This is a genomic window from Halobacterium sp. R2-5 (assembly GCF_011734195.1).
GTDB lineage: Archaea > Halobacteriota > Halobacteria > Halobacteriales > Halobacteriaceae > Halobacterium.
This window is the reverse complement of sequence record NZ_JAANTH010000003.1, coordinates 177,137-198,974: the sequence shown is the minus strand read 5'-3', so window position 1 is coordinate 198,974 and position 21,838 is coordinate 177,137. Positions and strand designations below refer to the sequence as shown.

Annotated in this window: 20 protein-coding genes and 1 pseudogene; 14 read left to right on the top strand and 7 right to left on the bottom strand. The window is 57.5% G+C overall.

What is annotated here, in order from left to right; genetic code table 11:
* Window positions 1-211: 211 nt before the first annotated feature.
* The 6 genes from G9C83_RS15495 to G9C83_RS15470 all read left to right on the top strand — a co-directional run bounded on the left by G9C83_RS15495 (window position 212) and on the right by G9C83_RS15470 (window position 7,995).
* On the top strand, window positions 212-1,087 hold the full coding sequence (locus G9C83_RS15495) for a ParA family protein (protein WP_167247591.1): 876 nt from the start codon (window positions 212-214) through the stop codon (window positions 1,085-1,087).
* Entirely contained in the window at window positions 1,084-1,479 is a 396-nt protein-coding gene (locus G9C83_RS15490; protein ID WP_167247589.1) for a hypothetical protein, read from the top strand. The genes G9C83_RS15495 and G9C83_RS15490 overlap by 4 nt, the downstream gene beginning before the upstream one ends.
* A 478-nt stretch (window positions 1,480-1,957) precedes the next feature.
* Complete coding sequence (locus G9C83_RS15485; protein WP_167247587.1) at window positions 1,958-4,135, top strand: CapA family protein; 2,178 nt, start codon at window positions 1,958-1,960, stop codon at window positions 4,133-4,135.
* 526 nt (window positions 4,136-4,661) lie between these two features.
* Window positions 4,662-5,807, top strand: a complete 1,146-nt coding sequence (locus tag G9C83_RS15480) for a poly-gamma-glutamate biosynthesis protein PgsC/CapC (protein ID WP_167247585.1) — start codon at window positions 4,662-4,664, stop codon at window positions 5,805-5,807.
* Complete coding sequence (locus tag G9C83_RS15475; RefSeq protein WP_167247582.1) at window positions 5,804-6,964, top strand: Mur ligase; 1,161 nt, start codon at window positions 5,804-5,806, stop codon at window positions 6,962-6,964. The genes G9C83_RS15480 and G9C83_RS15475 overlap by 4 nt, the downstream gene beginning before the upstream one ends.
* Before the next feature lie 5 nt (window positions 6,965-6,969).
* Window positions 6,970-7,995, top strand: a complete 1,026-nt coding sequence (locus G9C83_RS15470) for a poly-gamma-glutamate hydrolase family protein (protein ID WP_167247580.1) — start codon at window positions 6,970-6,972, stop codon at window positions 7,993-7,995.
* A 113-nt stretch (window positions 7,996-8,108) separates the two neighbouring features.
* Here G9C83_RS15470 and G9C83_RS15465 read toward each other — a convergent pair whose 3' ends face one another.
* Entirely contained in the window at window positions 8,109-9,038 is a 930-nt protein-coding gene (locus G9C83_RS15465; protein ID WP_167247578.1) for a poly-gamma-glutamate hydrolase family protein, read from the bottom strand.
* 451 nt (window positions 9,039-9,489) lie between these two features.
* Between G9C83_RS15465 and G9C83_RS15460 the strand changes: the two genes are divergently transcribed.
* Together G9C83_RS15460 and G9C83_RS15455 are read left to right on the top strand one after the other, a co-directional pair.
* On the top strand, window positions 9,490-9,999 hold the full coding sequence (locus G9C83_RS15460) for a thiamine pyrophosphate-binding protein (RefSeq protein WP_167247562.1): 510 nt from the start codon (window positions 9,490-9,492) through the stop codon (window positions 9,997-9,999).
* Window positions 9,999-10,547: a thiamine pyrophosphate-dependent enzyme gene (locus G9C83_RS15455; protein WP_167247559.1), complete on the top strand. Its 549-nt coding sequence runs from the start codon at window positions 9,999-10,001 to the stop codon at window positions 10,545-10,547. The genes G9C83_RS15460 and G9C83_RS15455 overlap by 1 nt, the downstream gene beginning before the upstream one ends.
* Window positions 10,548-10,886: 339 nt before the next feature.
* Here G9C83_RS15455 and G9C83_RS15450 read toward each other — a convergent pair whose 3' ends face one another.
* Window positions 10,887-11,141, bottom strand: a complete 255-nt coding sequence (locus G9C83_RS15450) for a hypothetical protein (protein ID WP_167247557.1) — start codon at window positions 11,139-11,141, stop codon at window positions 10,887-10,889.
* Window positions 11,142-11,397: 256 nt separating this feature from the next.
* On the opposite strand from G9C83_RS15450, the gene G9C83_RS15445 reads away from it, so the two are divergent.
* Together G9C83_RS15445 and G9C83_RS15440 are read left to right on the top strand one after the other, a co-directional pair.
* Complete coding sequence (locus G9C83_RS15445) at window positions 11,398-11,679, top strand: PadR family transcriptional regulator (RefSeq protein ID WP_167247555.1); 282 nt, start codon at window positions 11,398-11,400, stop codon at window positions 11,677-11,679.
* A 1,086-nt stretch (window positions 11,680-12,765) separates the two neighbouring features.
* Window positions 12,766-14,199, top strand: coding sequence for an orc1/cdc6 family replication initiation protein (locus G9C83_RS15440; RefSeq protein WP_167247553.1), 1,434 nt, complete (start codon window positions 12,766-12,768; stop codon window positions 14,197-14,199).
* A 477-nt stretch (window positions 14,200-14,676) separates the two neighbouring features.
* On the opposite strand, the gene G9C83_RS15435 is transcribed toward G9C83_RS15440, so the two are convergent.
* From G9C83_RS15435 to G9C83_RS15420, 4 genes and pseudogenes are all read right to left on the bottom strand, one after another.
* Complete coding sequence (locus tag G9C83_RS15435; RefSeq protein WP_167247551.1) at window positions 14,677-15,000, bottom strand: hypothetical protein; 324 nt, start codon at window positions 14,998-15,000, stop codon at window positions 14,677-14,679.
* Window positions 15,001-15,099: 99 nt separating this feature from the next.
* Window positions 15,100-15,335: pseudogene (locus tag G9C83_RS15430) on the bottom strand (hypothetical protein); the annotation flags it as partial.
* A gap of 289 nt (window positions 15,336-15,624) precedes the next feature.
* The gene (locus tag G9C83_RS15425; RefSeq protein WP_167247733.1) at window positions 15,625-17,640 is read right to left on the bottom strand and encodes a heavy metal translocating P-type ATPase; all 2,016 of its coding nucleotides are present in this window, start codon (window positions 17,638-17,640) and stop codon (window positions 15,625-15,627) included.
* 432 nt (window positions 17,641-18,072) lie between these two features.
* The gene (locus tag G9C83_RS15420) at window positions 18,073-18,711 is read right to left on the bottom strand and encodes a hypothetical protein (protein WP_167247549.1); all 639 of its coding nucleotides are present in this window, start codon (window positions 18,709-18,711) and stop codon (window positions 18,073-18,075) included.
* 814 nt (window positions 18,712-19,525) lie between these two features.
* On the opposite strand from G9C83_RS15420, the gene G9C83_RS15415 reads away from it, so the two are divergent.
* Together G9C83_RS15415 and G9C83_RS15410 are read left to right on the top strand one after the other, a co-directional pair.
* Complete coding sequence (locus G9C83_RS15415) at window positions 19,526-19,786, top strand: hypothetical protein (RefSeq protein WP_167247547.1); 261 nt, start codon at window positions 19,526-19,528, stop codon at window positions 19,784-19,786.
* Entirely contained in the window at window positions 19,773-20,057 is a 285-nt protein-coding gene (locus G9C83_RS15410; protein WP_167247545.1) for a hypothetical protein, read from the top strand. Before G9C83_RS15415 ends, G9C83_RS15410 begins: the two co-directional genes overlap by 14 nt.
* Window positions 20,058-20,224: 167 nt before the next feature.
* Here G9C83_RS15410 and G9C83_RS15405 read toward each other — a convergent pair whose 3' ends face one another.
* A complete protein-coding gene (locus tag G9C83_RS15405; RefSeq protein ID WP_167247543.1) occupies window positions 20,225-20,542 on the bottom strand; it encodes a transcriptional regulator in 318 nt (105 codons plus the stop codon).
* A 125-nt stretch (window positions 20,543-20,667) separates the two neighbouring features.
* Here G9C83_RS15405 and G9C83_RS15400 point away from each other — a divergent pair, with 125 nt between their 5' ends.
* Together G9C83_RS15400 and G9C83_RS15395 are read left to right on the top strand one after the other, a co-directional pair.
* On the top strand, window positions 20,668-20,922 hold the full coding sequence (locus tag G9C83_RS15400) for a HalOD1 output domain-containing protein (protein WP_167247541.1): 255 nt from the start codon (window positions 20,668-20,670) through the stop codon (window positions 20,920-20,922).
* An 87-nt stretch (window positions 20,923-21,009) separates the two neighbouring features.
* A complete protein-coding gene (locus G9C83_RS15395) occupies window positions 21,010-21,828 on the top strand; it encodes a hypothetical protein (RefSeq protein ID WP_167247539.1) in 819 nt (272 codons plus the stop codon).
* Window positions 21,829-21,838: the final 10 nt, after the last annotated feature.

Here is a 21,838-nt window from a genome sequence, read left to right as displayed (position 1 = left end):
GACGCCCTCCCCGAATTCTATAGTTACTCTAACCAAATACATTCATTGTACTACAACAGTGTATACAATCATTGAACACATTCATTAGTTGTGTTCACTGTCAGTGTTCACTAGTTGTGTTCATTAATTAAATCACCCACAGAACATAGCGAACTACATCAATGAATGAACGTACAGAACTTTCAAGATGGGTGGTGTCCATGGCGTGAGTATGTTAGCGTACTCGACGTACAGCGAGGCAGGCGGGGTCGGCAAGACGACGACAGCCGCGAACCTAGCGGTCGCGCACGCACGAGCTGGTTTGAAACCGCTCGTCGTACCACTCGACCCCCAAGATGGCGACCTCTCCCGGCTCTTCGGTGTCGACACAGATCGTACTGAATCCGTCGACAATCTCGTCCGGCACATGATTCGCCGTCCGAGTGGCGAGTTCGACGACCTCATCCGGACCGTGGAAGGCGTCGACATCATCCCGGAACACAACATGCTCTCGGACCTCGCCGAGTACCTCCAGCGTGAGAAAGACCAGGCAGAAGCGATGGGCGAAGCGTTCGGGATGCACGCACAGCTGCTTCGCGTCCTTCGCGAAGCCGGCGTGCCAGACGAGTACGACGTGCTCATCTGTGACCCACCGGCGACCGAGGGGCCACATCTCTACAACGCGATTCACGCGACGCGCTCGCTCGTCATCCCTGTCGAGCCGAGCGCAAAGGGACGAGCTGCCGTCGAGGGCCTCGAGTCGCTCGTCGCCGGGCTCGAAGACCAGCTTGACGTCGAGGTTGGCGTGCTTGCTGCAGTGCCGGTCGGATTCAAGGATACGCGGGACCAGCGGACGGTTCTCGACGAAATTGAGTATCCGATCCCGGAGATCATTGGCGAGCGTGCGTCGCTGATGGAGGGCTGTTGGATGCAGCAGTGCTCAGCGTTCGAGTACGTCCGGGAACACCGGGATCGTCGGCGGGACTACGAAATCGAGACGCTCGCCCAATTCGACCGGATTGCACGCCGCCTGGAGCAGGAAGTTGGGATTGAAGCGCCGAACCCGCCGAAGCCCGGTGACCTCGACCACGAGGTGCTATCCGCATGACGGGCATGAAAGAGGGCGCTGGCGAGGACCCGTTCGCATCGAGTAGTGAGAGTACAGACGTGGAGGAGTCGACGACCGAGAGGTCCACGACCGAGGCCGAACCGACGGAGACGGAGTCAACGCAGTCGTCGCGGCAGCAGCGGGCGATGCAGATCCCGTACAAATTCCGGCGAGATGGCGTGCAGGATGGCCGTGAGCGCGTTCCGCTGTTCCTGCAGAGCGAAACCAAGAGCAATGAACGCGACGCCCAGCGAGAGCTCGAAGACCGCTTCGACGACGATGTCTCGCTTACCGACCTTCGGGAAGCTCTGATGAAAGCTGGTTTAGACCATCTCGACGAGGTCGAAGAGCATCTCGAAGAGTGGGGCTACGGGATGACCTTCGAAGAGTAGCCGCCGATAGCGAGTGATTCTTACGGAGAGCGCTTGGCTCAGTTTAGCAATTCCTGGAGAAACGACCGGAAGGAGGATTGACGGGAACGGCGGTGAAGAACAGCTCTCGTCAGTGGACGGGGCCGTGAGCACTATAGTCGAATGATATTAACCAACAACCTGGTGCAGATTCTCCCAGAGTGTTGGTTAATGCAATTTCTCGGGTGTCCAACCCTGGATTACTCGCGGGTCGCCTGTCGTGTGAACAGCAGGTCCCCAGACCTCAATTCCTAAATCCGGGGTGGCAGCACATCTCCGTGTGAATTCTGGGATATCTTGTTCATACGGAGATCGTAGTCTCGTGTGTGTATGCCGGAGTCAGCCTCCTATGATGTGAACCTGGTGGGGCTCGTAGAGAGTTACTGTTAAGCACAATAAGTGTAAATAAATATATAATAACTCAACCACATCTATTTGGCTGTGGAGAATTAGACCAACTATGCCTGAGAAATTTCCTCGGAGGGAGTTCGTTCGACTGTCGAGCACCGCGCTAGCAGGAAGTTTGGCCGGCTGTGGAGCGTTACAATCCTCGGATTCGGTTGAGACGCAGACTACAACACCTGCGGAGTCGGAGCCACCGCCCACTGAAACACAGCCAGTTTCGGAACCGATTGAGGGTCGAGTATTCAGTCTCTCTGGCGAACCACTTACTGGGGCTCGCGTGAGCGCGACCGCTCGTAACGTTGGGACTGTAGCTGAAACCACCACGAACGAACACGGCCGGTTCAGGCTCGAATCAACCGCTGCTCCCGTATGGGTCCGGGTGAGCGCGTCCAACTATATCGGGCGGACAGTCGCTGCCACACCAGATACTCCGCTTCGTGTTGAACTGACGCCGCGAGAGGGGGCTGTTTCGATGAGCTTCGGCGGCGACGTGATGTTCGGACGCCGATTCTATCAAAGCGAGGAAGACACACTCAGTTCGCACTTCCGGATTCGTCCCGGCGAGCGACGCGCTGACCATCGGGAAATCCTGAGTTACATCCGACCACTGTTACAGGAAGCAGACGTTACCTCCGTCAATCTCGAAACGCCGCTAACGACGAGTGACTGGCGACACGCCGAAAAACAGTATCTGTTCGTCTCACACCCAGTAGCGGCGTCTTCGCTCTCCGATGCAGGTGTGGACTACACGGCTCTCGGGAACAACCACGTGTTCGACGCACTTACGCCCGGACTCAGGGAGACACGGGAAGCGCTCGACGAGGCTGGTATCGCGTACTCCGGGGCCGGAGAGAGCAGCGAACAGGCGTGGGAACCAGCGTATCTCGAACGAGAGGGGCTGACCATCGGTCTAATCTCGTGTACGACAATCACTGGTAGCCAGTACGACATCGACTGGTCGGCGGACGAAGACCCTGAATCGTACCCGGTAACCCGCGACGCAGATGGAGACGGGCAGACCGAGGAGTTGCGCTTCTCCGGGACGGCTGGGGCCGCTGACGCGAACGAGGAGCGACTGGAGAGACGCGTCAGTGAGGCTGCGGAGAACGCCGACGTCACGGTCGTTCAGATTCACGGCGGGACGGAGTATCAGCGCATACCGACAGCAGAAATCGAGCGCCTGACCGAAACCGCGAGTACCGCAGGTGCAGATCTGGTAATCAACCATCACCCGCACGTGACCGGTGGGCTCGAGTTCCGGGGTTCAACACTCGTTGCGTGGTCGCTGGGGAATCTCGTCTTCGACCAAGAGTTCTGGGAGACGTATCCGTCGTATCTGCTCACAGTGCACGCCACGGAGAACGGTGTTCGGCGGGCGTATTTCGACCCACTCCTGCTCGAGGGCTACGTTCCCAAGGGTATCGTTGCGGAGCCGGCGCTGTCACAGTCACGGCGCACCGCTGGCCTCTCCTCCGAGCAGTTCACGCTCCATCAATCGAGAGTTCAGTATCTTCGGGATACGCGCAGCGACCTCAGAACGGAACAGCAGCAGTTTGAGGGTGAAGGCACGGTATTCGCCCGCGAATCAGGCTGGGTACGATCAATCGTGGACGGGGTCGAGTCGGTCGAGCTCGGGACTGACCGCCTCCCGACCGGGAGTTTCGAAAATCCGGACGTTGACGACGACGAGTTCGAGGCTTCGCTGTGGCGTTTCGGACGCCATGATGATGCCATGGGTGAAGGGATCGGTCGAGACGACTCGGGCGGCATTCGACTGATTCGGGACGAAGCCAACAGCCAGCGTGCAATTCTTTCGCCGCTCGACCGTATACCGGTACAGGGCCCGATCACGCTGACGGGGTTGTATCAACACGATTCGGACGCGAGGTTGGAGGTGCTGTGGCGACGGTACTCGTCCACCAGCGGGGAGATGCTCGAAGAGCGGACGTACGAACTCGGTAGAACAGGGACCAGACTCAACAGATTCCGGGAGAACTTTCAGCGTCGTGATAGCGCCGAGTACGTCGATTTCTATCTCCGGCTCTACCCACCGGAAGAGGGTGAGAGTGCTGCACGATTTGACGAACTGAGACTCATAGAATGGAGCGATGCCCGGGAAGGACGGGAGTACGACCACCTCCGGGTGAGCGGTTCAGCCACTGCCGAACTAGCACAGGTGGCCGGTCGAACCAGCCCGGACGTCAACTGGGTTCGATTGGGAGAAACAGACTGAAAACGGCAATGAGCGTGCGTTTGGCTTGCCGGGTGGCCACTTTGAGGTACACGTGGAGGGTATGGCTGCCACAACTGAGGTTCGGCCCGCGATTCTTTACTCCCGGAAGGTCGATTTCGGCACCGGCGTGAGTGTTGTTTACATGTTGGTATTTTAGAAGCGCTGGTTGGACCAGCTATTACCGAGCCTAGAATCCTGCAGGGAAACTCTAGATTGTTGGCCAGAAGCACTTAATGTAAACAATAATTCAATTTCTATGGTATATAGAACCCTCTTAGATGCCGAACTTGGTGGTTTGAGGTGCAAGCCACAGTAATTGTAGGTATTTCCACATAACAAAACCACATTTTATATTGTGGTTACAAGTTCTCGAATATATAGGACTTCCACGGCGCTTACTTAGCGGTCGTTTTCCCCCGACCTCAGCTACCCCCTCAATAACAAAATTCCAACAAGTAGATGTTAGTTTTGGTATGGTGAGCAGATACCAAACAGACTGGTGTAGCGTGGCAGCGGGAGGGTTACGATGATCGTCGCGGCGATCATCGTCGTAGTGGGACTGTCGATGAGCCTCGCTGCGGTGCAGCTGGCAGACCTCCGCCTCTCGGGCGTTCTCGTCATTCCGCTAGTCGCATTGTACACGCTGTACAGCTTCGAGACATTACCCCTCTTCATCGCAAGTACCGCGCTCGCCTACGCCGCAATCAGCGTCGTCAAGAGACGGACACTGCTGTTTCGACGGAAACTGCTACTCACTGGGATGGTCGCCGGCGCGGCCGCATCAGTGAGTCTCGCATCAGTGCTCACGCTCTTCGACAATCCGCTCCAACACGGCTACGGTGTGGTCTTCGTCGGTAGTATCCTACCCGGAATCGCGGCGTACAACTACCACCGACTCGATGGCTCCAAAGTCGTCGAAGACATCGCATTCAGCGGCGCTGCCTTGGTGGGGCTGCTGGGCTTAGGTTTCGGGCTCGTGACGCCAACGACGGCCGCCACCCTCGGCCAGCTGACGCCAACAGTCCTGTTTAGCCCCGTCTCCGATGTCGCTGTCATCAGCGACGCGGTCGTGTTCCACGCAGTCGAAGGCACAGTGTTCCCGCGCGGGGTGGCGCTGTTGGTAATCCTGCTCGGGTTCACCGTCGCCGAGGCGGTTCATCACCGCTGGAACGTTCGCCTGAGCGGGACGGTAACGCTGCCGCTGTTGGCTCTTTTCAGCGTCGACTTCCCGATGATGGTGTTGTTCTTCGCGGCGAGCTTCGCAGCGGTGTTCGGCGCTGTCGCCCTGGTTAACTGGAGTACTCTCCTCTACGGTCGTGTATTACTGACGGTGGCGGTACTACTCGGGACGGTACTCGCGGTTCCGGTCGGCTTCATCGTGTCCACGCCTGGATTCATCGTCCTCTTCACGGGCATGTTCGGCGGAATCGCAGCGTACAACCTCCACCGTGTCGCGCCGATCGAGCGCCTCACGGCCATACAGCTGTCGTCGGGACTGTTCGCCAGCCTGTTTGTCGTATCGTGGCTCGCTCTGACGCCGAATTCGCTCGCAGCAATCAGCCGGACCGACTTCAGCATCGTTGCCGTGTGGGTCGGTGCTGTGTTGCTCGCCATCTTGGCTGTCGTCCAGCTCGAACGACCGTCTCATCCGGAGGAGGTGAGCACACTATGATGAACCGCCTCCCGTCCATCCTCACGCGAGGGATTACGCATCAGCAACGGCTGGACGACATCGATACGCGGATCGTCGTCTCCGGTTCCCGGGGGAAGTCGAAGACGGTAGAGCGTCTGTACGAGATTTTCGCTGCCCGGAATACCGACGTGTACGCCAAGGTCACCGGTGACAAGCCACAGTCCCTGTACGCTGGCGAGACGAACAAAATCGAGCGCAGTGATCGAGTCGTTCTCTACGAGAACGAACGCGAGATTCGGAGATACGCTCCCGAAGACGTGCTCATCGTTGAAAACCAGGGCATCAGCGAGTACACTACGCGGCTCGTGAACCAGCAGTTCGCTCGAGCAGACGTGGTGATGGTGACGAATATTCGCCAAGACCACCGGGATACGCTCGGCAGGACGCGGGGAGAAATCGCCCGCTCGTTTGCACGTTCGATTCCCGCCGGAACCCACCTGGTGAACTGCGAACAGGAACCGGAGCTACGGCGGCGATTAGCGGTCGAACTGCGGGGGCGGGACGTCTCGCTCTCACACGTATCCGTCCCCGAGGAGTACGCCGACGTGCCAGCCGCGGAATCGATTTTCGGACTGAATGAGGTCCTCCAATCAGTCGGTTCCGAGCCGGTTTCGGACGGTGTACTGCACCGCTTCCTCGACGAGATGCGCGTCGAGTGGGTACGACTTCCCGCTGGGAAAGTGTTCAACGCTGCAGACGTTAACGACGTTGAGAGCACCGAGATTATTCGCCGAGACCTCTGTACGGGGCCAATAGAATCGATCGTTCCGCTGATTTACTTGCGGGACGACCGACGCGCACGGACCGCGTCGTTCCTGACGTACCTCGACGAGTTACACGACAGTGGTGTCGTTGACACCGTCCACGCGGTCGGTACTCCTGCACCGCTTTTCGCTCGAAAAGCGTCGTTCCCCGTCACGGTCCATACGGATGCTCCACCTGAGGACGTGTTAGATGCGACACTCGAAGAGGGCCCACCAGTGCTCCTGATGGGTAACACCGTCGCGGAGTTCATGCGCGGGCTCGACGACGAAATCTCCGCACGAAGAGTTGGTGCGGACACCGTTCACAGCAATTACGTTCACGGTGAGGAGGTCGGACAGACTAACAGACAACTCACGACCGCAGATGATTGAAAACAATGACTGACAAACACTACACACGACGACAACTACTGGTGGCCGGCATGGTTTCCCCAGCAGCGCTCGGGATCGGCATCAAAGCAATCGACAACGCGACGGCAACGCAAGGAGGGGATTCAACCCCCGAATCGGAGCGGACAGTGCAAGTTACCGGGTTCGGCGACGCCGACGACGGAGTGGCGTCACCAACACTCGTTATTCCCGACGACTCGACTCTCGACTCGCTCGACGCGTCGAGCGGCCAGCAGATCCGACTGGAATACCAGGACGAGTACGCACTCTACACGCTCGGTCCAGAGACGACAACTGGCGAAAACGCGCTGTACGCGAGTGGGCAAGCCCGGTGTCGAATCGACGCGGATAGCTACCGGGAAGACGAAGAGACGGAGTGTCCGACGTACGGTAGCAGCTGTGATCTCGCGACGGAGCCCTTCGAGGCGACGGCCAAGACACGGATTACGGTCGACCAGTCGCCGGAGGAAGCCAGAGAGAATGGCGAGCTCATCGAACAGGCGAGCGACGGGGATACCGACCTCCTCGTACTCGCGCCACACGGCGGCATGATTGAGCCGCACACGGACGAACAGGTCGTGCAGTTCCGCGACGCGGCCAGTGAGACACCCGCGACGTGGCGGTGTCGGGGCTGGCGGCCTGGTGGTGGCGCGTTCCGCCGCTGGCACGTCCCGAGTACGGAACTCGACCTGGAGTCGTTCGCGGAACTCCCATCGCTCGCTGCGGATGCCTCTTGGGCTGTTTCGTTCCACGGGAACTGTCCAGCCGGCGTGCGAATCGGTGGCGGAGCCCCGGAGAGCGTCCGGCGTGCAGTTAGAGATGCGATCGCGGAAGAACTGCCATCAGAGAGCGTAGAACTCGCCGACGGCCGATACCGCAACGCCGGCGAGAACGTGTTGGTGAACCAGGTTGCTGACGATGGTGCTGGCATCTGGATCGGTCAATCGAGACCCATCAGAGAACAGTCCGCGGACGCCATCGCAACCGCCACGGCCTCAGAACTACTCGAATAGACTAGGGCGGATAAGCCGCCCCGCTCACACGACTTTTCTCGATTCGTCCGTGCTTTCTCGAAGAGATGCGTCAGCATCCACCCGAGCCACGGAGGCTCAATCCGTTTGGACTGTTACCAACTATCGAATACCTCAGCGACCGCGTCAGCAACTTCTAGATGCTTCTCGTCTCTCACAGACCACGGCTGCTCGATTTGTACGCCACCACTCCCGGACTCCGTCATCCAGTTTACGATATTCTCGGGTGAGTCTCCGTCGCGCCCGCCGTCAGAAGCGAGTCGAACATCCGAATCGACGACGGGTGCAATAGCGTCTCGAACCGCTTCGCGAAGCTCCGCCGGCGCTGCACCGCCGACCCCAACGTGGGATTCCGACCAGCCGTGAAAGCTCACTGCGTACTCGAAGCCTCGGTTGGATATCTCGTCTAGTGCCGGGAACGATGCGGGATGGATATCTGTGGAGGTGATATGCCATCGACGGTACGCGCCACCGCCCGGCCACCATCCTGCACCGTACCACGAAACGGAGTCGAGTTGTTCAGAGATACGTTTTGCCTGTGAATCGGTCCCCCACTCAATATACCCCCCATGTGGCGCGAGCGCGACTAGTTCCGCTGTCCCCGGATCGGTCAGTCGCTCAAGGAACCCACCATCTTCTGCAGCAGTCCCCACATCTAGTGTTGGATTGACAACATTCGAGTCAGTATCAACACAGAAACTACCGCCACTCGCTCCTAAACGGTCACGCCCACCAGAATTGACGTAGCCGAACTTGTCATCCGAGACAGACGCCGTAAACACGGCGGACGCACCATCGTATACAAGCCTAATTTGATGGCCTGGCTCGACCCCCACGGCGTCCATTGTTGATCGGGGGAGACGGCAGCGCTCTATATCTGAGACATCATCAGTGGTTTTTATACGTACACCTGAGCCGTTCTTATCTCGTCCACGACCGGGTTTTCCGTTTGCAGCACCTACTCCTGTCCCGAGAGCGATACTAGCAACCCCGGACAGCACTGTTCTTCTACTGAATTCGTGCATCCCTCGAGAAAGCAACTCCTAACGAATATATGTCTTGTCCTAATCGTCAGTACGCGTTTCATAGCTTGTATCTGTCGAATTAGGGTTTGATATCACAGGCTAACTTCTCATTAGCAACATCCTACCAAGCGTTCGTGGCCGGCGTGGCGATTGTAGTTACTACCCCCGGACTCGCGCTCGTGGATTACAACACAATCAGTCGGTTCGACAGAACAATCGCTATCCTGGATCTCGCTGTGTATGCATTGGAAATTCGCAGCCCTACTTCGCGCCTATTTTACTGGGGCTACTGACGGGCTTGTGTGTCGAGAGTGAGTTTCGGCTGCACTCTGGGGTAGGAAGTGGTTTGGGTTGGTGGCCTCAGCCACGCCAGCGGGCGCGGTCTCGTGTGGATAATCGGTCGAGCCTCGGACCCCCGAATAATGAAGCCCCTCTGTCTTGATTAGCAAGCATGGGTTGGGAATCGGCAATTGTGGACGGCCTGCACGACGCAGGCATTGATTTCGTGACACAGCTCCCGGATGGCGCGATGGGCGCCGTCCTGGACGCACTCCAAGACTCGGACGTCGACACACTCCGTGTCGAACGTGAAGAAAGCGCCATCGCCGCCGCCTCTGGCGCGTGGGTGACCGGCGAACGGGCCGCCGTAATGTGTCAGTCCAGCGGCCTCGCAAACGCGATTAACGCGATTGGTTCCCTGTCGACACCCGCTCGGTTGCCGTTTCTCGCACTGGTCACGCGTCGAGGCGACCTCGGCGAATTCAACATCGCGCAAGTACCGACAGGCTACGCACTCCCCGAGATGATGGACGAGATGGGCGTTCGAAACACAGTCGTCTCGGACGCCCAATCGCTCCAGCAGACGGTCCGGATGGCTGCCGAGACTGCATTCTCGACGCGGACGCCATACGTGGTGTTTCTCGATGCGACCGTGACTGGCTACGGCCAGGAGGCCAACTGATGCCTGCTGACCAAGCCACCTGTACGGCGACCGTCGTGGAGCGAACACCCGACGCGGTCGTGGTCTCGAATCTCGGCGTCGCTTCCTACGTACTGGCGGGTGTCGCAGACCGCGACCGCAACTTCTACCTCTGGGGGAGCATGGGCTCGACAACTGCGACCGGCGTCGGCGTCGCGCATGGAACCAGCGAGCAGGTGACCGTACTCGCCGGTGATGGATCGCTGACGATGTCCTTGGGCGTGCTCTCGACCGTCGCGACCGCGGACCAGCCTAACCTCACTGTCGTGTGCTTCGATAACGGTATCTACGGGACCACCGGTGGACAGCCGACCCCTGAAATCGACTTCACAGCTGCCGCTGAAGCGCAAGGGTTGCCGGCGACGAGCGTCGAGACGAACGAGGCATTTGCTGACGCGTACGACGACGCTGTCGCACGTGACGGCCCCTCCTTGATCGAGTGTAGCGTTGAGCCAACCGGTCCTGACTCGCGGCCCACGTTCGACTACCCACAGATTCCGCGACGGGTCCGCGACTCGCTAACCGAATAGCGGGCAAAAGTGATAGCTCACATCACCCCGTAGACGCTCCTGACAAGCTGCTTTGCCGAGTTCCTATCTGGTCTTCTTTGGTGGCTTCAGCAGCTCGCCTTCCCGGTAGCGGTGGCTGTGGCGGTAAGCGGCGCGCGTTTGCGCGCCGTGCATTTGGCCTGCCCCCTTAGAGGGACGATTCGCATTCTTGCTCAGGGGATCTAGCTCGGATTTTCCTTAACCAACAAATTTGTGCTGCCTCTCCGTGGTTGTTGGTTAGACACTGGAGCTAATGAGCGGCCGCTCATCAAGTTCGTTACCTGCCGGGTCAGCCTCCGAAAATCAGCAGCCCCATTTGCGTCATTCTGCGAGGAAGGATTCGACGACTTCGCAGTTGGCGTCGGGTTCCTCCCAGAACGGCATGTGGCTGCTCTCCTCGAAAACGTGGATCTCCGAGTTCGGGATGCGGCCGGTGATGTCGCGTGCAATCGACGGCTTGATTTCGTCGTACTCGGTGGAGAGGACGAGTGTCGGCGCGTCAATATCGCAAATCTGGTCGCGGACGTCCCATCGCGGAGACGCGCCGTGTCCAGGAGAATGTACTCGTTGTCGCACGGTGCTGGTTCATCGGAGTGGCCGACGCCGAACTGGTCGGAGAGGTAGACGGTGAAGTCCTCGCCGGCGTGTCGAACGAGCGGGGCTAGGTAGTCATGGGGCACTCCCGGACCGACATGGAGTGCGACGAAAACCACTAGAATAGAAACCCCGGTCGTTCACCGTTTTGAAACGAGGTTAAAGACATTCGTACATTACTCAGGTCGGATAGCGAGGAAGAATAACAATTATACAATTCAGAGACGCGATAAGGGATATGTACGACCTTACAGGATTCCAGCGTGACCTCCTCTACGCCGTCGCTGGCTTAGAGGAACCACACGGTCTCGCAATCAAAGACGAGCTCGAGGAGTACTACGAATCCGAGATTCACCACGGGCGCCTCTATCCGAATCTCGATACTCTCGTCGACAAAGGCCTCGTCGACAAAGGCGAACTCGACGAGCGAACAAACTTCTACACAGTAACACGACGAGGGAAACGGGAACTTTCGGCCCGCCGTGAATGGGAGAGTCAATACGTCGACCTTGAAGAGTAACCAACAGAGAGGACAGGTCTGAGGAGGAACTGGTTGCAGCTGCTCTGTGTCTAAGACTGATCGAACTCCTCGAAATTCCCGGTTTGGTCGTTCTGGCACGTAGCCCGTAGTTTAGTCGCGACTTGAGATGAGCAAACGGTCTCTCGACAAGCTGTAGAATCCACCGTGTTCGTCCCGTCATTTAGCTGAGGGTTGTAACGGAGCGGATCGGAGTGATCTCCTGGGATTAGGACCAAGAAGACGCAAGAAGCCTCGATAGACGGAACCTGTGGGTAGATCGGACAACACGCTGTCAGAGTGGAGTGTTAACCAACAAGCCGACGACATTGCAAGATTTGTTGGTTAAGGTTTGCAGAGTCTGCTACCCCCACTGGAGTAGAGAGTGAGTAGGAGAGACCCCTCTATCGATGTGTTCGGGAGAGCGGTCCAAGTCAGCAGAGAATGTCGCGAGTGACGAGACTCGATGCGTAGGAGGGAGTATAGACAGACACCCCTCTATCGATGTGTTCAATCCAAGGAAGGGCTGAGGAGAAGAACGCACGAGAAGGGAGAACAGACGGAGAAACAGATGATTTGGAGGACGTCATCTGGGACATGGAGCCGTTCGTGACGAGTCAGCGGATACGAGACCGTACGAGATTGTGTTCGAGGAGAGGGAACAGATATTGACGCCACCTGAACACTTCGAACACATCGATAGAGGTGTGTGTGTGTTTGTTCTAGAAAGCTAGAAGAGAAGAAGAGAATAGACAGTCTTCTTGCGATGACAGAAACACGTTGAATAGCAGTATTCCATGCTGTATTCCGTGAAACTAGGCTGTACACGCTGTCTTGATAGTGGCTGGATCCTCGATGCTAGGTTCAGATTCACCCTCACAGCAGATTCGTCGAACACATCGATAGAGGGGTGTGTGTCTCCAGTCGTTTCGTCAAGAATCGTTCTGAACACTTCGTTAGGCGCATCAGGAAACTAGCAGAGAAACGAACTGTATTGGCACTATCGAGGTGAATGCGCGCCTCACTACATGATTTACACTTCGATAGGGGTGGGGAACATTTTTACTTCTGCCTTGTATGGGCTTCAACATGGACGCTGACGACTCCGAGGACACCCCTCCCGATCCGGAGTCATTAGAGACTGACGCCACCCAGCGGAACTCTTCCACGGAATCTTCCGAGTCTCAACACGCTCCCAGCGCAGCTTCTGGCGAGGATAGCGGGACGCCATCCCAATCAATCGAAGATATGCTGTTGGAATTCGACGAACAAGACGGTCTCATCCGCGACCGCTCGTTGCTCGATCCCAACCACGTCGTCGAAGAAGACCGCATCGTCGGGCGTGACGAACAGCTCCAGGAAGTCACCAAGATGCTGCGCGTCGCACTCGGTGACAACCGGCCACCGAACCTCTTTCTCTACGGGCCGTCCGGGACGGGGAAATCTCTCATCACGAAAGCCGTCTGCAAGAACATCAGCCGCATCTGTGACTCGCGAGACATCCAGTTCGGCACCATCGAGGTCAACTGCCAGGACCTCGATACTCTCGGCGTCGCAGTCTACGAACTCGCCCAGCAGGCCGCCGACGAAGCCGGCGTCGACGTCGAGGTCCCGAAACACGGCGTCGCGACCAAGGAGAAATGGGACGAACTCTACCGCATCGTCAACGAGAACTTCGATTCAGTCGTCTTCGTCCTCGACGAACTCGACATGCTCGTCGGCCGACGCGACAAGCAAGACCCGGCTTTCTCGCGGCTCCTGTACCAGCTCTCGCGGGCCGGTGCTAGCGACGACCTCCAGGCGTACATCTCCGTCGTCGCAATCTCAAACGACACGAAGATGATGGAGTCCGTCGGTAGCCGCGCTCTGAGCTCGTTCACGCCGGAAGACGTCCACTTCGATGACTACGACGCGAACCAGCTCCAGTCGATTCTCCGGCGCCGGCAAGACGCCTTCCACGATGGCGTGGTGAACGACGAAGTCATCCCGTTGGCGGCTGCCTTCGCGGCCCAAACCCACGGTGACGCGCGGAAAGCTATCGATTTGATGCGCGTTGCTGGGGAACTCGCCGAACGCGAGGGCGATCAAGAAATTCGCGAGAAGCACGTCCGGATGGCCCAGGACAAAGTCGAGAAGAACCGCGTCCTTGAGGTTGTCCGTGGGATCAGCACCCAGAAGAAACTCTGCTTGTACGCTACGGCATCGGTGGCAGCCCAAACGGACGGCGGAACGGCACGGAGTACCACTGGATACCAGGTGTATCAGTACCTGACAGAGTCGATCGATGCGGACCAGTACCACCAGGAGACCTACGTCAACAAGATGAAGGAGCTGACGACGTACTCGCTGGTGGACTTCGAGCGTCGGAGCCACGGTCCTAGTTCGGGGATGTTCCTCGAATTCCAGTTCGGCGAACGCCCGGAGACGATTCTGGAAACGCTGCGTGAGGACTCTCGTATCGAGATGGTCTCGACTGATGAGGTCGAGTCAGTCGTGAAAGCACAGGTTCGCAACGAAACCTGAGCGACTTCTATCGTCGCCGAACTGTCCCGTCTTTCGAATTCGTCTCAGGATTGTCTCCCGGAAGGAGACACCCCTCTATCGATGTGTACTGCCGTGTTGACCCATATCACGCTCAAACCGCTCGATCCACAATCACCCACTCTTCTCCTTAGCCGCGTATCCTATCTTCACACCACACACCTCTATCGAAGTGTGATCTGGGCGCTAAAATCCTCTATCTCCGGATATAGCTGGAACCCCCTCCAATCCCTCACCTAGTGTTCTGGCGTGGTTTTTCTGTGCCGATAATTAAAATACTCAAGATATCGGCCTACTAAGCCGTCGTCCGTAGTCACCCCTCTATCGATGTGTTCGATGGACCCCTTCCAGTCGAGACACACCTCTATCGATGTGTTGTCCTCAGCTTTCGAGGTAGTGTTACCCACGACACCGCGTCTCGTAATCTCTCGTAACAAAGTCGAACGTGGACGGTTGCTATCACTCGTCTGAATTCACTGGCTCCTTGTACTGGGATTTGATTTCATCGCCATCCCGCCACTGCCAGTAGTAGTAGCGGTTGTCGTTAATCTCCTTGATCGTGACTGTGGCCTTCGCTGGGACGTCGTCCGGCAGATCGTCGGGGCGTTCTTCGATCTCGTTTTCATCTGAGTCCTCTTCGAGACGTGCCTCGCGAGCTTTGTGCTCAGCTAGCTCTTCAGCGTAGCGGGCAACGTGCTGTAGCTGCTCAGAAGAGTACTCGCTGAGCGTATTGACGAGGTTTGTCGGGAGCTCCGCCGGCGGCGTCGGTGGCTCGTAGGACATCCACGGTCGCCTCGTGTTAACCAACAAAGGCGTATCGACATAGATTTGTTGGTTAACCAGATATCGTCTTGTCATCCTCTGAAGAGTACGAATAGCAAACTATTCGGAAATAGAACGTCCCGTTAGACGTCGTCGGGAAGGGGGCGCGTTCTCGTACTTGATCATCTTCCCGGGCTTATCAGCGATGGTGTCGTAGATCTGCTGGAGCGTCTCCTCCGCGGCGAGCAGGTTGTGTTCTTTCGGGAACTCTTGACCTCCTCCGTGAGCCCATAGAACTTCCAAGGGTAGACCTGGCGGCGCTGGTCACCGTCCAGGGCGACCTCCTCGTGGAGGCCGTCGTAGAAATCTACCGAGACGTTGTAGTCCGCCAGTGCATCTTTCACAGCTGCTTTGACGATTAGGTCAGACGTCTCATCGAGGAGTTCGCTTGGCCACCATATAACGGTTCGAAGCTTCTTACGTTGGATTTCGGGATTGAGGCGTAGCGTGAGAGAGGAAAACCAGTTTTAGGAAACGGGGGTGGTGACTACAAACCGACACTCGTCGAATTACACAGATCTACCGATTGTTTCCCACCAACCAGACTCAATTAAAAGAACGCTTCCGAAGCGATTATGGAGAAATTCAATCTGCAGGTTGCGCGTCAGTAGAGGCGGTTTCTCCAGGAAGCTCGGGAAGAGACAGATCAACGCGCCGAAGCAGTTGAGCGTTAACGGCGACGATGACCGTACTCAGCGACATCAGGAGCGCGCCCACAGCAGGCGACAGCAGAATTCCGATCGGTGCCAACACGCCGGCTGCAAGGGGGAGCGCGAAGACGTTGTACCCAGCCGCCCAGACGATATTCTCCTGCATCTTCCGGTAACTCGCCTTGCTCAGCTTCACGAGGCGAACCACATCCACCGGGTTATTCTGAACGAGGATGACATCGGCCGACTGGACCGCGACATCCGTCCCACTCCCGATAGCGATGCCAACATCTGCCCGCGTCAACGCCGGCGCGTCATTTACGCCATCGCCGACCATGCCGACGAGTTTGCCCTGGCCTTGGAGTTCCTGAACTTTCTCGTCCTTGTCCTCAGGGAGGACTTCTGCGAACACTGTGTCAATGTCTAGCTCGTCGGCGACAGCGTTAGCAACGTCCCGGGAGTCTCCAGTCAGCATCGCCACCTCGATGCCGAGGTCGTGTAGAGCATCGACGACGCGGTAGCTCTCCTCACGAACGACGTCGGCCATCGCAAAGGCAGCAATCAACTCGCCGTCCCGGACGAGATACACTACAGTCTGTGCGTTCTCCCCAGCTGCATCAGCGAAGCGCTGGAGGTGACTGGGTACCTGGCTGTCCAGCTGGTCCAGTAGATTCGGGCCGCCGACGTATACCTCGTCGCCGTCGACGTTCGCTCGGACGCCCCGGCCTTTGATCGCCTCGAAGCCGGACGCGTCAGGCGCAGAGAGGTCGCGCTCTCCGGCGGCCTCGCGGATGGCTCGCGCAATCATGTGCTCGGAGTCGCTCTCGACGGCTGCTGCCAGCGCGAGCGCGTCGTCCTCGTCGACGCCGTCGACGGTCGCCATGTCGACGACACCGTGCTCGCCCTCTGTGAGCGTCCCCGTCTTGTCGAAGATAATGGCGTCTAGGTTCCGCGCCTCCTCCATCGCGATACGGTCCCGGACCAGCATCCCGTTCCGAGCCGCCAACGACGTGTTGATTGCGACCACGAGGGGGATGGCGAGTCCGAGCGCGTGCGGGCAGGCGATGACGAGCACCGTGACCACACGCTCGATGACGGTCGCGTTGAACGAGACTGCGAGTGTCCACGCGATGGCTGTCAGGACTGCCGCTCCGAGAGCGACGTAGAACAGCCAGCCGGCCGCGCGGTCGGCTAATACTTGCGTCTGGGACTTGCTCTGCTGGGCTTCCTCGACGAGTCGCATAATCCCCGCGAGCGTCGTCTCCTCACCCGTGGCACCGACCCGAACGCGGAGGCTCCCGTCTCCATTGATTGCTCCACCAATGACTTCGTCGCCAGGGTCTTTCGAAACCGGCTTGGATTCACCCGTAATCATGGATTCGTTGACGTTCGAGTCGCCCTCTTCGACAACCCCATCGGCGGGAACACTCGCGCCCGGGCGGACGAGTACGAGGTCGCCCTCGGAGAGCTCACTCACCGGGACCTCCTCGGTCTCCCCGTCGTCGGTGATTCGTTCGGCGGTGTCGGGCATCAGCTTCGCCAGTTCGTCGACCGCGCTCGAGGCCCGGCGTACGGACCGCATCTCGATCCAGTGCCCCAGCAACATAATGTCGATCAGGGTGACGAGCTCCCAGAAGAACGCCGACTGTGTGGGAAAGACAACGCTCGCGAGACTGTAGACGAACGCGACGGTGATCGCCATCGAGATCAGCGTCATCATCCCCGGCGCCCGGTCTTTCAGCTCCGGTGCCGCCATCCGGAGGAATGGCACCCCACCGTACGCGAAGACGATGACCGCGAAGACGGGGTTGATCCACTCGCTCCCCGGGAACGCCGGGACAGAGAACCCAAGCCACTCCTGCAGCGTCTCGCTGTACAGGAGGACGGGAATGGAGAGGAGCGTCGAGACGAAAAAACGCCGGCGGAACATCTGCTCGTGGCCCTCGTGCATCCCTCCGTGGCCATCATGCTCCCCGTGTTGATCATGTGTGCTGTGTTCCTTCTCAGGATGGGGTTCAGCCTCCTCTTCAAGGAGTGCCTGCTCAGTGGCCTCCTCATCGTGGTCCGTGTGGGCTGTCTCGTCGTTCGCTGGCCGATTCTGATCGTCCATTATTGGTTGTGTCGCCCGCCAGATGCTTCAACGTAGGTGGGAACGTGGGGAAATAGTCACCAATATGGTATTTTAATCGCAGAAAGGAGCAGGCGCGAAGGGCACCAGTAATACCCTGTGACGAAACCCAGATATTCGCCGTCTGAGCAGCAAGAGCAGTAGGGTAGGAATTGCTAGGTCCAGACCATCTACCGAGGAAGCGCCTTGGACTTCTCTGGCGGTCAATTGGAGGAAAGGACTACGCAATACAGGGATGACTGTGGAATCGCCGTGTCACTCCGTGCTGTGTTCCTTTGACCAGTAATATATCAGGGGTGTTCCCACGATTGTCGGCCATAACCACGCCAGAATACCCAACACGGGGGTGAGATTAACTGCGGACACAGCGCTGATCGTCGCAATAAACGCAGCAATCATCCGTTGAAGATGACTAACTAGCCACTCATCAGATGCATCTCTCTGGAAGGCTCGAATATCAATCGTTCCGAATGTTACTCCAATTCCGCCGAAGACGAGCATCACGAGCCCGAATGAGTTACCGGTAACGACCCAAACAATCCCCCAGACACCCAATCCGAGACATGCCAGAACCACGCTCCCGGTTGCGATCCAATCCAGACGCTGAGGGGTGGCAGCCGGTCGCTTCCGGGAAAGCACGCGATATCCGGAGAAGGCAAGATACCCACTGAAGACGGCGACCAACGTGAGAATGATCCGAAATGAGGTCGGATTGAGAGCGAGGAGCACGAACACTGTCCCGACAACGACGCCCATTGAGACGAGAAAGAGTTTGCCAGCCTGTCGGTGTCGCTGTCCCCCTTTCTCCGTCACGATCGCACCTGTCCCGGCGAGGACGGCCACCACGCCTGCCGCAATATGCACCCACAGTGACCACCCCTCAATGGTTGGCATATCCCGTCATCATATGTATCCATAATAAACATTTCTCGCCTCTCGGAAGGTCTTAAGTTCCAACTCTCAATTTCCCCGTACAAAATTCGCACACCCATTGAGAGGGTATTTTCACTCCGAATCAGCTGGTGAGAACTCGCTTCGGTGTGGTGAGTAGCTTCGGTAAGTACAGGCAATCTATTTCCCAGAGAGGCGTCACGAATTGCATAATGGGCCCTGATTGGTCAAATCGAATCCCTCTTCCATCACTCAGAGCATTCCTCGGAGTTGTACTCGGGAGTACTGTCGTTGGTGCAGGAATGGCCCGATATGCACAACTAATGGATGGGAGTGGGCCGATACTGGACGTGGTGTTTGTCGCCGGATTGTGGAGTGCGGGCGGAGTACTGGTCGTTCTCGCCGCACTGCCTGTCGCGTTGGACTACGACGTGGCGTACGCGTACGCGATTTCGTTTGGTGTGCTATTTGGAGCGGTCTCCGTGATTGGCGTCGCGTATACTGGGCAGCCCCCGTCGCAAGTAGCGAAGTTCGGGTACGCTCTGCTACTTGGGAGTGGGTCAGCGCTTGTCCCCGGCACACTGGCGGTACTTGTTGGTCTGCTCTGGAAGCGACTCACCGCACAGCGAATCCCATAGCCCCGGAATCTCCACTATCTGTGCTGCCCTGCTGACAGGCCATTCTGGTAGTAAAACCGCCGAATAATCCGGTATTCTCTGAGAGGAGGAAATCACTGAAAAGAGGGGTAGATTGTACACTTGCACTTTCAGCGCACGGCAGGATTTGGCTTATCCGCTAACCCAGCGAGTTCTGGTGTATGGGGAAGACTCGAGCAACCTACCGCGACCGATTGCAGGGCTTCGAAAACGACTGGAAGGTGTTCCGCCACGGCCTCATCCGCGAATACCAACCACACTGGGACGAGATACTCGTCCAAGCTCACCAGCACGCTCACGCTGCCGGCCAGCAAAATCCCGTTGAGCCGAACTGGGGGATCGTCTTCTCCATGCTGGTCTCCCAGGAGAAACGCATCGCCGAACTGGAAACCAAACTGGAGGAAGACAATGGCGACGACTGACGACGACGACCAACTCTATCCAGAGTTCGTCGAGGACTTCGAGGAAAACTGGCATCCGTTCCGCGGACTCCTCCCTCCGGCCGAACAAGAGAATTGGGACGTTCTTATCGAGCGCGCCAAGCAGCGTTCGTACGCCGGTCACGCACAGCTCGCCAGCGCTGAGAGTATGAAGTGGCCGCTCGTCTTCACAATGCTCGTCTCCCAGCAGGCCGAAATCGGTCAGCTTCGAGAGCAACTCCACGACTTCCAATCCCAGCAGGCGGAACAGTAAGTTTAGAGGATACACCTGGGTACTCCGAGTGAGTTATTTCTCCAAGGAGTAACGGAGATCGCCAACACTCTGCCTGTGCGTTGGCTTCCGCAGATACACCCCTCTGCTCACTCTCCCCGTCGGTACTCCCATGCCCCTCAGTGGAGTGCGCCGCGTCGCCGCTTCGCTCAGTCATCGTTGACTTCCTTCGAAAGGAGGGGTTCGTCGTGGTTGGTGAGTTGGGAAAGCAGGTCGGCTGCCGCCTCGAACTCCGGGCCTTTGGTTACCCGATTGGTGTCTTCGTCCCAGTTGATGAGACCGTACTCGACTAATTTCGGCAGGTGAATGTGGTACATCGCGAGGTTGGTGTCGGCGTCAACGATGACGTAGGCTGGATCATCGGGTGGCGAGTCAGTGAGTAGTGATTCCAGTAGCTGGCGTCGCTGGACGTTGCTGAGGGCTGCGAGCAGGTCGTCTATGGAGAGGTCAGATTTCGTCTGCGTCATATCATTGATAGGCCGCCGGCACGGATAACCACCATTCACTTTGAACGCTGCGGATTTTTGAATAAGTGAGCTACAAAAAACGGCTCGGCATTAAGTGGTCGTCTCTCTTATGAGATAGCTAGCTGATGTCTGAATCTCCGTCAGAGCGAATTATCGATACCATCGCAGCGAAACGCGACATAGACGCAATAGAGCTACCACTACTGTACGATGTAATCGACCCCGACAGTCTCAACCGCCTCATCGGAAGCATGGACGATGGAGCGGTCTCGTTCACGTACGCGGGCTACGAGATTGTCGTCACCAGCGATGGCGCGATCACACTCGCTGAACCGACCGTAAGTAACTCTCCCAGTTGCGAAGCCAACTGCGACGACTGAACCCGTGAATGCGCCATTCGCAGCCCTTGCTAGCGGATGTTTCTCAGGAGAAAGAATTTAACATTAGATTCGAACTGTCGTATCATTGTGGGAGAAAATGAGCAACCGACGCTAAGCCGTCGGCGTCTATTGGCTGGAATCGGTGTCGCCGGCAGCAGTGCCTTGGCTGGCTGTGGGGGTTCTTCAAATGCGGAAGTGGGCGAATCTTCAGACAAAGATGTCCCTGCGCCAGAAGTCGATGCTGTCGACCGATGGACGCTCAAAACGCCGAATTCAGAACCTCGATTGTTACTGGAGGGAAGTGCAGCATTCGTTGTGGATTACACTGCCCATGGCCATACTGTTCGTTACGAGGACACCCATCTTCGTGAGCGGATTAAAGAAGATACCTTCGGCGAAATCGACCGTCCATTCGCTGTGGCATTTGCGTCACGGGTGGACGTATTCCCCTCACATCTCTCGATAGCCACCAGGCTGAAAAACGGGGAAATCAGGAAATCGATCCGAGATCATCTTACTTCGGCAATGCGTGAGTTTGGCGTCCAGAACATTCAGACCGACGGTACAATGGACGCGTCAAATACATCTGCGGGAGAATTCCCGGTAGTGCGCGGCGAGTATCCGCTTGAAGAAGTGACGATAAGTGGCGTCGATATCCCGCACAGTGACCAGGACGAACTGACGTTCGGTGGCGGGACACTCCCGATCAAAGGTATTGCTGGTCGGTGGAAATCCAACGGCTCGATTCTTGCTGGTGGTGGAGTCTATCCTGCGGATGACTTTGAGGATTCTCAAAACGTTTCGATGTCAGATGCTATTGAACTGAGCGTGAGTGTGGATCTGGATATGGGTTGGCAGCAGCGTGAGCAAGATGTTCTTGACTTCGTGCAATCTATTTCACGCTAAAACGGTTCTC